The organism is Acinetobacter sp. YH12086, assembly GCF_013419345.1.
Lineage (GTDB): Bacteria > Pseudomonadota > Gammaproteobacteria > Pseudomonadales > Moraxellaceae > Acinetobacter > Acinetobacter amyesii.
Genome location: NZ_VPAF01000024.1, coordinates 1 through 13,145, shown reverse-complemented (window position 1 = coordinate 13,145; position 13,145 = coordinate 1). Strand labels below are relative to the sequence as shown.

Annotated in this window: 8 protein-coding genes and 3 pseudogenes; 8 read left to right on the top strand and 3 right to left on the bottom strand. The window is 42.7% G+C overall.

Going from position 1 to position 13,145, the window contains the following annotated elements; translation table 11 throughout:
• Nucleotides 1-114: 114 nt before the first annotated feature.
• Nucleotides 115-426, top strand: a pseudogene (locus FTU29_RS16185) (HNH endonuclease signature motif containing protein); the annotation flags it as partial.
• Between the two features lie 550 nt (nt 427-976).
• Entirely contained in the window at nt 977-2,209 is a 1,233-nt protein-coding gene (locus tag FTU29_RS16180; protein ID WP_160255372.1) for an ATP-binding protein, read from the top strand.
• A gap of 273 nt (nt 2,210-2,482) precedes the next feature.
• Here FTU29_RS16180 and FTU29_RS16175 read toward each other — a convergent pair whose 3' ends face one another.
• Together FTU29_RS16175 and FTU29_RS17550 are read right to left on the bottom strand one after the other, a co-directional pair.
• The gene (locus FTU29_RS16175; protein WP_005403805.1) at nt 2,483-2,812 is read right to left on the bottom strand and encodes a DUF4236 domain-containing protein; all 330 of its coding nucleotides are present in this window, start codon (nt 2,810-2,812) and stop codon (nt 2,483-2,485) included.
• A 190-nt stretch (nt 2,813-3,002) separates the two neighbouring features.
• Nucleotides 3,003-3,197: a hypothetical protein gene (locus FTU29_RS17550; protein WP_227554859.1), complete on the bottom strand. Its 195-nt coding sequence runs from the start codon at nt 3,195-3,197 to the stop codon at nt 3,003-3,005.
• Here FTU29_RS17550 and FTU29_RS16170 point away from each other — a divergent pair.
• From FTU29_RS16170 to FTU29_RS16145, 6 genes and pseudogenes are all read left to right on the top strand, one after another.
• Complete coding sequence (locus FTU29_RS16170; protein ID WP_257223270.1) at nt 3,111-3,887, top strand: YafY family protein; 777 nt, start codon at nt 3,111-3,113, stop codon at nt 3,885-3,887. The two genes, FTU29_RS17550 and FTU29_RS16170, sit on opposite strands and share 87 nt — an antisense overlap.
• 10 nt (nt 3,888-3,897) lie before the next feature.
• Nucleotides 3,898-4,509 (top strand): DUF1819 family protein, encoded by a 612-nt coding sequence (locus FTU29_RS16165; RefSeq protein ID WP_121523422.1) that lies wholly within the window; start codon nt 3,898-3,900, stop codon nt 4,507-4,509.
• Between the two features lie 16 nt (nt 4,510-4,525).
• Nucleotides 4,526-5,101, top strand: coding sequence for a DUF1788 domain-containing protein (locus FTU29_RS16160; RefSeq protein WP_086355031.1), 576 nt, complete (start codon nt 4,526-4,528; stop codon nt 5,099-5,101).
• 40 nt (nt 5,102-5,141) lie between these two features.
• The gene (brxC, locus tag FTU29_RS16155; protein ID WP_180004195.1) at nt 5,142-8,822 is read left to right on the top strand and encodes a BREX system P-loop protein BrxC; all 3,681 of its coding nucleotides are present in this window, start codon (nt 5,142-5,144) and stop codon (nt 8,820-8,822) included.
• 46 nt (nt 8,823-8,868) lie between these two features.
• Entirely contained in the window at nt 8,869-12,417 is a 3,549-nt protein-coding gene (pglX, locus tag FTU29_RS16150; RefSeq protein ID WP_180004193.1) for a BREX-1 system adenine-specific DNA-methyltransferase PglX, read from the top strand.
• 43 nt (nt 12,418-12,460) lie between these two features.
• Nucleotides 12,461-13,018, top strand: a pseudogene (locus tag FTU29_RS16145) (BREX-1 system phosphatase PglZ type A); the annotation flags it as partial.
• Between the two features lie 52 nt (nt 13,019-13,070).
• On the opposite strand, the pseudogene FTU29_RS16140 reads toward FTU29_RS16145, so the two are convergent.
• Nucleotides 13,071-13,145, bottom strand: a pseudogene (locus tag FTU29_RS16140) (IS6 family transposase); the annotation flags it as partial.

Below are 13,145 nucleotides of genomic sequence, written 5' to 3'. Positions count from 1 at the left end.
GCGCTCAGTAGGCAATTTTTCAAAATATTGTTAAGCCTTTTCTGAGCATGGTATTTTTCATGGTATTACCAATTAGCAGGAAAATAAGCCATTGAATATAAAAGATAAAAATGTCTTGTTTACAATAGAGTGGGATATGTGGAGTCGATTAGTCCAATTTCTCGGTCAAAGCCCAAGGCCTTTTCGGCATTAACCAAGAGTCTGCTTAAGCACAATTTTCTGGTGGGTAATCATAACTTTTGCCTCATTTGTGATGGATTGATCTATCTTGATTCTACTGAATCGGATCATCGGATTGCCAAAGCCGTAGGTGGGCAAGGTGTTCTAGAGAATGGTCTGCTGGTTCATCCCATCTGTAATAGGATGAAATCAGATCTGAGCCTGGAAGAGATTAGAGCGGATTTGTTTGGTGAATTACTGTATTAATCAACAGAGCGATGAGCTCATTTTTGCAGAAGTATCAATGATTAATCACATGATTTAACTTTTGATACATTCAGCCAATATGGTTATTTTTAATTCAGTCCAGAATCACAACCAGAAACTAGCTGTAGTTTCTGAATGACCGTCAAGGTCCTTAGTTTCGCCCATAGATTCCCTCTGTGGGCTTTTTTTGATCAAAAATTGTATAGATGCTCTAAAATAAACCTTTTAGCATTTCATAAGCAATTAGGATTAAGGCTGAGACCATCAGCACAACAAAAATGAGTTCCACTCTAGTTAACAACTTAGTTCCATTTACTTTTCACTTAATTTATATAGCAGTTAACTCGTAGCATAAATGACATAACATGACATGGAAAATAATCAAAAAGACAGAATTTGGATTTTGATCAGATCTGCATGTTTACATGCTTCTACAGCAGCTTTGAATGTTTCACTTAACCTTTAAACTTTTCTTAAAACTAAATATATTTACATATACATTCTAAAATTTGATAGAATTTATTAAAACTTTAGATTCTAAGTGTAAATAATGAGAAGCGCTAATATTCGACGTGATGGCTACTTAAAATTTCTGAATACATGGCAAGACCGTGATGTCATTAAAGTGCTTTCGGGTGTACGTCGCTCTGGAAAATCCACCTTATTGGCGATGTTTCAACAAGACCTAAAAGCACAGGGCGTACAAGCCGAAAACATCATTGCCATCAACTTCGAATTTATGGAATTTGAAGAACTCACCGATTACCGTAAACTACATGATTATGTATTATCCAAAGTTGATAAAAGTAAAAAAAACTATGTTTTTTTAGATGAAATTCAACATGTTACAAATTTTGAGAAAGTAGTCGACTCTTTATATGTTCGGGATTATATCGATTTATATATTACAGGCTCAAATGCATTCTTTCTAAGTGGAGAACTTGCGACTTTACTTACAGGACGCTATATAGAGCAACATGTTTTACCCCTTTCATTCCAAGAATTTAAACAGTGGCATATTGAAAATAATCCGATCATCCAACAATTATCAAATCGTGATTTGTATGCCATGTATACGCGCAGTAGTTTCCCTTATACGCTTGCCATGACTAGCCAGCAGGAAACTTATGATTACTTGCAAGCGGTCTATGCCAGTGTAATGTTTAAAGATGTTATTCCACGTTTGAATACTGCCGATATTAACTCTCTCGAGCGTGTCACAAGATATTTGGCAAGCGTGACAGGCTCAGCTATTTCCATCAATAAAATTAAAAATACCTTTGTTTCAAGTGGGGTTAAAATTTCATTTGAAACAGTAAAACGCTATATTCAGGGCTTACAGGACAGTTTGTTATTTTATAGTGCCGCACAATTTAAAGTACGCGGGCGTGAGTTATTACAATCCTCTGAAAAATACTATTTAGTTGATGTCGGATTGCGCCGGATTATGTTGCCTGATGCTAATGCTGATCAAGGTCATATCTTAGAAAATGTGATTTATCTTGAGCTTGTCAGACGAGGTTATACGGTCTATGTAGGGCGGGTTGATGAATATGAAATTGATTTTGTTGCTGTCGATACTTTACAGAATTTAACTTATTATCAGGTGGCATTAGAAACGCTCAATGAGGAGACACTCAGCCGAGAGTTACGTCCATTACAGAAAATTTCTGATTCGTATCCCAAGTATTTGCTTACATTAGACACGATAGGGACTGAAGCGAATTATAATGGTATTGTAAAAATGAGTGCTCTCGATTGGTTGCTATCTGAAAATAAGTAAAGTTGAGGGTAGACATGGATACTATTATTTATTAATTAAAACTCAAAGACTTTTCAGCATTAACCAAGAGTGTGATCAAGCATAATTTCTGCTCCAATTGTGATGGATCGATTTACCTCGACTCGATTGAGTCAGACTATCATGATTGAGCCAGAGTCGCTTACTGAAAGTAGCGAGAATTGCGCTGGAGTTTCTGAAGGATATTAATTCCTTAGTTTGCCCATTCATCCATCTGGGCATTTTTTTTTTGATTAAAATACAATGCGGTTCTTGCTAAAAAATGACGGCACCCACCATAAAACACAATATTCCAAAAATAATCCAAGGCCATATCTTTGCCTTCGGTTGTTCTAAATTCTGAGGATTATATTCCGTGTGTTCTAGCGATGTCGGTTGTGGAACACGGGTCTTTTTAGAGTAAGGTTGGTGTTTAGAGTAAGATAGTCCCGTACCTGGAATGCCGACACTGGTTCGCGTACCTTTTTTCCCAATATTTAGAGAAGCACCAGGTTTGCCAATGCTGGCACTGCTGATGCCTTTATGGGTCAGATTAATTTTAAAACCCGGGAATAATTTAATACTTTTACGAAATCTAAAACCCATATTTCTCTCATTCTAAAACTTAGCTCAATTCACGCGCTATACCAGGATCCATGATCTGCTAGAGATCGTACTTTGACGGCTATCATCAGGATACTAGTATATTTTTTATCTGATGATTGCAATACTACCTTTAAATACCGTCAAAAATATTTACTGTATATTTGCTGTAGGGTAATCTTAAAGCTGCTATTTATTGACTGATTGGTATATGACGACAGATAAGCATGAAGTGCTTCTTCGAATGCGAGCCATCGAGTTGCTTGCTTACTGGGAAGGTCGTTTGGTTACCAATCGTTTGATGAGCTGGTTTGGGCTCAGTCGACAGCAGGCTTCTGCGGATATCAAGCGTTACAATACGCTGTATAACCCCGATGCCTTGATTCATGACCCCTCCGTCAAGGGTTATGTGCCTAAGGCCAGCTTCCAGCCTGTACTGACTACAGCGCATATCAATGAATATCTCAATATGCTCTCGGGCTTGGTCAGTGAATCGCATGCCCTTATTGCGATGCCAGAACCGAATCTTACAGCAGTTCAATTACCTGATCGCAGTGTACGTCCTGAAGTGATTCGGGAAGTTTTGCGTGCCTGCCGCAACCAAAGTACTTTAAAAATGATTTATGCCTCGATGCAGAATCCGCAGTGGCATGAACGCATCATTTCCCCACACACCCTGGTGTATACCGGTTTTCGCTGGCATGTCCGTGCCTATTGCCATCAGAGCAAGCAGTTTAAGGACTTTTTACTCTCCAGAATTGATCGCACACCTGTTGTGATGGCGATTGAGTCAGTAGGCCCTGCTCAGGATCAGCAATGGCATGAAGAAATTGTACTGACGCTGATCCCTAATCCAAAATTGAACTCATCACAACAAGCGCTGGTCGAAAAAGACTTCGGCATGCCTGATGGCAGATTACAGATTCCGGTGAAAAAAGCCCTGGCTCACTATACTTTGCAGCGATATCAGGCCGCGATCACGCTGGCTGAGGCGGATGATGCCTTGAAATATCCCTTGGTACTACAACGCTCAGATATCGAAAAGCTGTCGTCTTACCTGTTTGATCAGGCGTCATAGGAGATTGGCTATGTTAGAACAATTTCATTATGACAGTGACCTGATTGGCGGTTCCCTGATGGTGCGTGAAAGCCGGCTGATCGCGGATCTGTTATTACGAGAAGCGACTCCAGAACAATGGCATCAGGCCATTCAGATTGACAATATTCTGCAAAAAAGAACGCCTGCTTCAGCCCAACGTAACGCCACTGCCATTCGTAAGCGTCTTGAGCGCTTAGAGCCTGATTTCTGGAAAGCTTTGCGGGATGGGGATGATGAGCTGGCGACTCAGGTGGCTTTTTGTGGGGCACTGGAACGCAACCTGTTGCTGCTTGAGTTTATGGAAACGGTGATGAGGGATGCCTATATCTCCCAGGCGCAATACTTGGACAGTTATATCTGGTCAGATTTTTTGGATGAACGCTCACAACGTGATCCGGATATCTGTGATTGGAAAGAGTCCAGCAAGAAAAAAATGGGGCAGGTGGTGTTTCGCATGCTGGCAGAAGCCGGTTATTTAAAAAGTACCCGTAAGCTGGAGTTGCAGCGCGTGATCGTCAGAGCAGAGCTGCGTAGCCTGTTGGAAGAACATTATAAACAACGCATTAAAAGATCTATGGAAGTGTCGGTATGGACGCGTTAGTTGTAGAGGGGCAGCAATGAGTCAAACAATACATGAGCGTCTGAACCAGATTCCAGAGCGAATACTTTCAACCGAGTTTCTCACTGGACAAGGATTGGGCAATGAAATTGGCTTCTGGATTTTTGATTATGCACCTGAAGATGAGTTGAAGGTGCGCGAATATCTGCATTTTCTAGACGGGATGCTGGAGAAAAAACACAGTCAGCTGAAGGTGGTGAATATCAACCTGCTGCAAGCCGTGGTGGATTATCTGTCTGAGCGTAACTTCATCGATAAAGCCATTCAAATGCAAAAAGCCAAAGGCGATGAGGCGCTGCTCAAAGCGCTGAAAGGCCCACTGCATATGGATAAGTTCGCGCCCTATCTGGTGAGTAAATATGCCACCAATGCACAAGATATTGTGTTGATGACTGGGGTAGGGTCGGTTTGGCCACTGTTACGTGCCCATCACTTATTGAACAGTTTGCATTCGTTACTGGGGCATAAGCCAGTGGTGCTGTTTTACCCAGGTTATTACGACGGTCAAGCGATGAGTTTATTTGGAAAAATTCCAAGCAATAATTACTACAGAGCATTCAGATTAGTGCCTTAACACGGCAAATAGAAATAAGAATTCGGGGGAATGGATTGAGATGAACATTAAAGAACTTTTTTATAAGCCATTAGATCGTGCGATTAACGGGGTCGTAAAAGCAGACCAGAATGACAATACTACGGTTTATCAGGAACTCGATGAGTATGTGGTCACCAATGAACTGGAAAAGCATTTTCGGGACTTTTTCCAGTCTTATGGCACAGACCTGAGCGATCCTTCGATTGCCAACCGTGTCGGCGTATGGATTTCAGGCTTCTTTGGTTCAGGTAAATCACATTTCCTGAAAACCTTGTCGTATATTCTGGCCAATAAAGTGGTACGTGATGCGCAAGGTAACGAGCGTAGCGCCGCAGAATTCTTTGATGAAACTAAAATCCGCGATGCATTTATCCGTGCCGATATTGGCAAGGCCGTTAGCCATCATGCCGATGTCATCCTGTTTAACATTGACAGTAAAGCCAGTTCCAATGACGATGGCAATCCGATCCTGAATGTGTTTTTACGTGTGTTTAACGAGTATCAGGGTTTTAGTGCTGACCATCCACATATTGCCCATATGGAACGTCACCTGAGCCAGAAAGGGGTGTATGAACGCTTTAAACAGGCGTTTGAGGAATCCAGCGGCATGTCTTGGCTAGAAGAACGTGACGGATATCAGTTCTATCAGGATGATGTCGAAACTGCGATTTCTCAGGCACTGAATCTATCAGCAGAAGCTGCACACAAGTGGTTTGAGGATTCTGAGCAGACCTTTAGTGTTTCGGTTGAAAACTTCTGTCAGTGGGTGAAAGAATACCTGGACAGCAAAGGACCCCAGCAACGCATGTTGTTCTTGGTCGATGAAGTGGGGCAGTTTATTGGCAGCGATACCCGCTTGATGCTGACATTGCAAACCATTACTGAAAACCTGGGTACGATCTGTAAAGGCCGCGCTTGGATTATCGTCACCTCACAGGCAGACATCGATGCTGTTTTAGGTGAGATGTCTTCTTCCAAAGCCAATGACTTCTCCAAGATTGCTGGTCGTTTTAAAACCCGGTTATCACTGTCCAGTTCCAATACCGATGAAGTCATCCAGAAACGTTTATTACGTAAAACCCCAGAAGCAGAAGCATTGCTCAGATCAGTGTTTGAGCAAAAGGGCGATATCTTAAAAAATCAGATTACCTTTGACCGTTCAGGCCCAACCCTAAAGAACTATGAGGGGCCAGACAGCTTTATCCATAACTATCCTTTTGCGCCGTACCATTTTCAGCTGGTACAAAAAGTATTTGAAGAAATCCGTAAGGTCGGTGCGACCGGTGCACACCTGGCCTATGGTGAACGGTCCATGTTGGATGCGTTCCAGATGGCCGCGAATGCGATTGCTACAGATGAAGTCGGTGCCCTGGTTCCTTTCCACCGCTTCTATACTTCAGTGGAAGGATTTCTGGATACAGCAGTGAAGCGTACCATCGACCAGGCAGGGCAGAATAAGACCCTGGATGGTTTTGATGTGCAGATGCTGCGTACCCTGTTCATGATCCGCTATGTCGATATCATCAAAGGTACGCTGGATAACCTGGTGACTTTGTCGATTGAGAAAATTGATGAAGATAAGCTGGCATTGCGCAAGCGGATTGAAGAGAGCCTGCAGCGTCTGGAAAAAGAGAGCCTGATTACTAGGAATGGTGATGAGTTCCTGTTCCTAACCAATGAAGAGCGGGATATTACCCGAAAAATTAAAGCCACAGACTTAGCGGCTTCAGAAGAAAATAAAGAGTTAGCCAACCTGATCTTTAAAGATTTACTGCGCGATCAGAACAAATACCGCCATCAAGCCAACAAGATGGACTATCAGATTGGTCGTTTTCTGGATGGTCATAGCCTGGATGGCAAGTATGAGAGCGATTTGAAAGTTGAAATCATTTCTCCGCTGGATACGGAATACAACCTCTATACTGAAGCTTACTGTATTGGTAAAAGTACTCAGGCCGAAGGACAAGTCCTGTTTAAACTGGCAGACGATAAACAGTTCTTTAATGAACTGCGCACCTGGCTGAAAACCAATAAATTTATTCGGTTAAATGATGATGGCACTCAGTCCGATATCACCCGTATCCTGGCAGACCGTGGCCGTGAGAACCAGGAGCGTAAAAAACGCCTGCGTGTCCGGGTCGAAGAAATGTTGCTGGACGCGGAAAGTTATGCCTTGGGTCAACATCTACAACTTTCATCTTCAAGTCCAACCACCAAGCTGGATGAGGCTTGTCGTTATTTGCTGGAAAACACTTATACCAAACTGAGCTATCTGCAGGTCTATCAGCAGGATGCCTGGCGTGAACTGAACGCCGTCTTGACTGTGGATGATATGGCGCAGCTCGGATTGTCTCTGGATGGCGGTCAGAGCAATCCCAAAGCCCTACAGGAAGTGGAGCAGTACATTGCACTACGGGCCACCGGTACAGAGCGTATTCTGGTGTCAGATGTGGTGGATCGTTTTGCCAAACGTCCTTATGGCTGGCCAGATGCCGAGATTTTACTGTTGGTGGGTCAGCTGGCTGCGATGGGGCGGATTTCACTACAGTTAAATGGCGGCAGCTTACAGTTAAAAGATGCCTTTGAGCCTTTACAAAACAGCCGCCGTCGCCGTGATGTGTCGATCATTAAAAAACGCCAGACTGATGATCAGGTATTGAAACAGGCACGCCAACTCACCCAAGAACTGTTCTCGGCGATGGGACCAGCGACTGAGAAAGAGCTATTTGAATTCTATTTGCAGCATCTTAAGACTTGGTTAGCCAACTTTAAGTCGTATAAGAGTAAAACTGATGTTGGGCAGTTCCCGGGTAAGAAAGTGATTGAAAAGTCTATTCTGACTTTGGAACGTCTGCTGGCGAATAGCGACAGCTTCGATTTCTTTAAGGCCGTGGTCGAGAACAAGGACGACTATCTGGATCTGGAAGAAGATTATCGTGATATTCATGAATTCTTCAGCAACCAGATGCCAAGCTGGCAACAACTGCAACAGGCCTTACGTCATTTTGAGAAAAACAAACAGGCGCTGGGCAGTGATGAGGTGGCAAAAAAAGCCCTCTCTGAATTACATCGCATTTCCACCCTTGAATCGCCCTATGGTCTGTTAAATAAAGTGGCTGATTTGGTTCGTACAGTGGAAAGCGTCAATGAGCAATTGTTGACTGAGAAGCGCAATCAGGCGATAGAACACATTGATGACAAGATCAAACAGTTAGAAGCCGAGATTAAAAACAGTGGTATTGCCACCGCTGAGCTGAGTAACAAGCTATTACGCCCACTACAACTGCTGAAAACGGATATTGAAGTGGAAACTAGCCTGTCCACCATCTATATGTTGCAAACTCAAACCAGCGTCGAGCGTTTTGATGAAGCCTTGTATGAGTTGGAAAGCGAAGTTCAGGCGGAAATCCAGCGTCAGGCCAAAGCGGCACAACTGGCTCAGAGCAAAGCCGAGAGTGTGGCGAGTTCAGCAACTACAGCCAGCCCAGTTACATCAACACCTGCTGCGAGTCCGGTACAGTCTGTGACAGCCGTAGTGCCACCGAAACCTGTTGTCGAAGTTGATGTCGCCAGCATTTACAGCAAAAGCTCAAGTAGTGTCTATCTGGAAACAGAAGAATCAGTGGATCAGTTTGTAGACGCACTCAAAGCTGAACTGAAAAAAATCGTGAGTGATAAAAAGCGTGTGCGTATCCGCTAACTCGGGTTAGGGATATCGGCATCAGTCATTAATTAAAGGTTTAAAGATGAATACCAGTAATATTAAAAAATACGCACCGCAAGCACGAAATGATTTTATCGCAGCGATGCGCAAGCAAGCCGCTAAATATGGCATCACCGCAGACCGCATTTTACCGGCAGAACAGAAAGGGGACTTGCTGCTGATTGGCGATCAGGTTTTTCCGCTATCAGTCATGAAACCACGTGAGAAGCTGATCAAGCGCATTCAAACCAGCAGTTTTGAGCAGACGATTGATTATATCGCTTATAGCTGGTTTAACCGTCTCTGTGCCATTCGCTACATGGAATGCAAAGGCTTACTGGATCATGGTCGCCGTGTGCTGAGCAGTGCCGATGGTAGTGCAGGCTTGCCGCAGATTCTGGAAGAATGTCTGGACATTGAGCTACCGGGTTTAGATGCCAGCCGTGTGGCTGAACTCAAGCTGGATGGCAATAAAGACGAAGAACTCTATCGTGAATTGTTACTGGCGCAGTGTCATGCGTTGAATCAGGTGATGCCACTCCTGTTCGAACAGGTGTCTGATGAGTCAGAACTGTTATTACCGGATAACCTGACCAAAACCGATTCGTTGATCCGTGATCTGGTCAGCAGTATTCCAGAAGAAGACTGGTCGGATGTGCAGATTATTGGCTGGCTGTATCAGTTCTATATTTCTGAAAAGAAAGACCAGGTGATTGGTAAAGTTGTCAAAAGTGAAGATATCCCTGCCGCGACACAATTATTCACCCCAAACTGGATTGTGAAATACCTGGTACAGAACAGTGTTGGTCGTCTATGGATGATGGCACAGCCAGAAAGTATGCTTGCCAGTGGGTGGGAATACTATATTCAGCCGGCTGAGCAAAGCGATGAAGTCAATGCACAGTTAAAACAGCTGATTGATGTACGGATCAGTGAAGATGGCGATAGCTTAAACCCTGAAAGCATTACGGTACTGGATCCGGCCTGTGGTTCGGGGCATATTCTGGTGGAAGCCTACGATTGCTTAAAAGCGATTTATTTGGAACGTGGTTACCGCAGTCGTGATATTCCACGTTTGATTCTGGAAAACAACCTGTACGGGATTGATATTGATACCCGTGCCGCGCAGTTAGCCAGTTTTGCGCTATTGATGAAAGCGCGTGAGGATGACCGCCGTTTATTTAGCAATCCACCGAAGCTGAATATTATTGCGCTACAAGACAGTCAGGATTTAGATGCAGATCAAATCTGGAAAGATCTCAACTTAAACCAAGCATGGCAAAAAGGCAGTCATGTCGATCTGTTTGGCAATGATCAAAAGGATTTAAGCAGTCCTGAAAATGACGAACGTTTTAAGCTGATTCAGGAAGTTTTAGCTAAGTTTAAAGAAGCCTCAACTTTTGGTTCTTTAATTTGTATGGATAGCCCAGAACAAGATTTTATCGATTTGCAAAATACCTTAGAAGGCTTGGTTATTGAGGGCGATACCTTACAGAAAGCCGCTGCTAAAAAATTATTGCCTTTGGTTATACAAGCAAAACTTTTAGCGAAAAAATATGATGCTGTAATCGCTAACCCGCCGTATATGGGTGCGAATACAATTACAAACTTAAAAGAATTCGCTAAAGATTACTATCCTGATAGTAAATCAGACCTCTTTGCCATGTTTATAGAACGTGGTTTCGATTTTTGTAAAGAATCTGGTGCTAGTAGTATGGTAACAATGCAGGGATGGATGTTTTTAACATCATATCAAAACATGCGGGAAAAATTACTTCTAAATCATTCAATTTGGACTATGGCTCATTTGGGAGCCCGAGCTTTTCCAGAGATATCAGGCGAAGTTGTACAGACTGTAGCATTCGTAGGTCAAAAAAAACATATAGGGGGTGTAAAGCCGGCTTTCTTCAGATTAGTAGATAAAAATCATGAGGAAAAACAATACCTATTAAAAAATAATTTAAATCGCTTTGATACAACCATTCAAGAAGATTTCCAAAAAATACCATGTAGTCCTATAGCATATTGGGTAGGTAATTCTATACGTGATAATTTTGAGAAAATGCCAGCATTAGCGGATATAGCTAATGCTAAAAGTGGACTAACAAGCGGAGATAAACCTAGGTTTGTAAGAGAGTGGTATGAAGTCAATCATACTAAGATCAATTTTGTAGCCAAAAATAATCAAATTAATTTAAATAAATGGTTCCCACATAATGATGGTGGTACTGCAAGAAAATGGTATGGAAACAGAAATCATATTATTAATTGGGAAAAAAATGGATTTGCAATTAAACAGCAGCGTAATTCTACCATTCGAAATCCATCATATTATTTTAAAGCTGGCGTAACCTGGACAGATATTTCGAGTTCTTTTTTTTGTGCAAGATTAGTAGATGAAGGCTTTATATTTGAAAATACAGGTTCTATGGTTTTTTCAAATAATTTAATAACAACATTAGGTTTATTAAATTCAAAAGTTGTTTTCTACTATATGAATCTTATGAATCCTACCTTACATTTTGGAGTTGGCGAAATAAATAAACTTCCATTTGATGTACAAGCAGCTAATGAAGAAAATATTAAGGTTTGTGTTCAATTATCTAAATATGATTGGGACTCCTACGAAACCTCATGGGACTTTACCCAAAACCCCATTATTCGTAGCCAACAGCCAAACTTAGAACTAGCGTTTAACACATGGCAACAGCAAAATACTGACGCCGTGGCTGAAATGAAACGCTTGGAAGAAGAAAACAATAAGCTGTTTATTGATGCTTATGGTTTACAGGATGAACTTACACCAGACGTACCAGATGAACAGATCACTTTAACTCGTGCCGACCGTGAAAAAGACAGCCAGCGTTTAGTCTCTTATGCACTTGGCTGCATGATGGGGCGTTATAGTCTGGATGAACCAGGTCTGATCTATGCCCATGCAGGTAATCAAGACTTTGATGCTAGCCGTTATCAAACATTCCCGGCAGATGCTGACGGTATTATTCCATTGACCGAAATGCACTGGTTTGAAGATGATGCAACGCACCGTATTCGAGAGTTCTTAACTGCCGTTTGGGGGAAAGAGACACTGGATGCCAATATGCAGTGGCTCGCAGAAAGCTTAGATAAAAAAGCCAGTGAAACGGCTGAAGACACCATTCGCCGTTACCTCGCCAGCAAGTTCTATAAAGATCACATGCAGACCTATAAAAAGCGCCCGATCTACTGGCTATTCAGCAGTGGTAAACAGGGGGCTTTCCAGGCGTTGGTGTATTTGCATCGTTATAACGAAAGCACCTTGGCGCGTATGCGTACCGAATATGTTATGCCACTGATTTCCAAAATGTCCGCCTATGCTAATTCTCTGGAAACAGCAAAAGAAAGCAGTGACTCTGCGGCTGAAATCAAACGCATCGAGAAAAAACTGCAAGACTTGCATAAGCAACAGGCTGAACTCAGTACTTTTGAAGAAAAGCTGCGTCATTATGCCGATCAGCGTATTACGTTAGATCTGGATGATGGGGTGAAAGTCAATTATGGCAAGTTTGGGGACTTGTTGGCTGAAGTCAAAGCGATTACGGGGGAGAAATGATGAATGCTTTTTCTCCGGTACTAGACCTTGATGAGGTCGTTGCATGAATTTAAGTCAACTACAACAAGGTCTGGAACAAGCCTTTTATATTGAACAGCACCGGATTGTCTTCTGGTACGATGCGGAACAGTCCTTTAGCGAAGAAGTAAAGGCGTTAAAACTGAATGATGTTCATATTCTGAATATGGCAGAAGAATCCAGCCTTGCGATTAAGCTTAAACTGGAACTTGAGGATCAGCAGGGCAAATACTTGCTGTATTTTCCAAGTCCTGAGCCTGAAACTGAAAAAGACTGGTTACTGGACATCAAGCTCTATTCACGCATCTTCTATGCCGATCGTTTCTCGATTATTTTCAATGAGCTTGGGCTACAGCAACAAAGTTTAAGAGAACATCTGGCCAAACGTGAAGAGTTCCTCAAAGCCAAAGCCCGTCTGAGCGCATTAAAACGTTATACCCAGCCTGATGCAGATGAACAGAATCTGGATATGGCCATGATTGCAGCTGTGGTCAAGGCCGACAGTGCCGAACTCATGCATATCGTTCTGGCACTGGCAGATGAAATGGTACAGCAGAACCTGGCTCTGGAAGTCAATCCAGACGGCACTGTTGCAAAGTTAGCGATGAGGCAGCCTTTTGTCTTATTCAAAGGCCTTACATTTCAAAAACTCTGCTTACCAGGCGCATTTCGCCCAGGGGATCACCATAATAAAATGCTGAGGCCTGGCC

Coding starts and splice junctions, on each gene's coding strand:
- FTU29_RS16180 (WP_160255372.1), top strand. CDS start 977: ATGAGAAGCGCTAATATTCGACGTGATGGCTACTTAAAATTTCTGAAT.
- FTU29_RS16175 (WP_005403805.1), bottom strand. CDS start 2,812: ATGGGTTTTAGATTTCGTAAAAGTATTAAATTATTCCCGGGTTTTAAA.
- FTU29_RS16170 (WP_257223270.1), top strand. CDS start 3,111: ATGAGCTGGTTTGGGCTCAGTCGACAGCAGGCTTCTGCGGATATCAAG.
- FTU29_RS17550 (WP_227554859.1), bottom strand. CDS start 3,197: ATGAATCAAGGCATCGGGGTTATACAGCGTATTGTAACGCTTGATATC.
- FTU29_RS16165 (WP_121523422.1), top strand. CDS start 3,898: ATGTTAGAACAATTTCATTATGACAGTGACCTGATTGGCGGTTCCCTG.
- FTU29_RS16160 (WP_086355031.1), top strand. CDS start 4,526: ATGAGTCAAACAATACATGAGCGTCTGAACCAGATTCCAGAGCGAATA.
- brxC (WP_180004195.1), top strand. CDS start 5,142: ATGAACATTAAAGAACTTTTTTATAAGCCATTAGATCGTGCGATTAAC.
- pglX (WP_180004193.1), top strand. CDS start 8,869: ATGAATACCAGTAATATTAAAAAATACGCACCGCAAGCACGAAATGAT.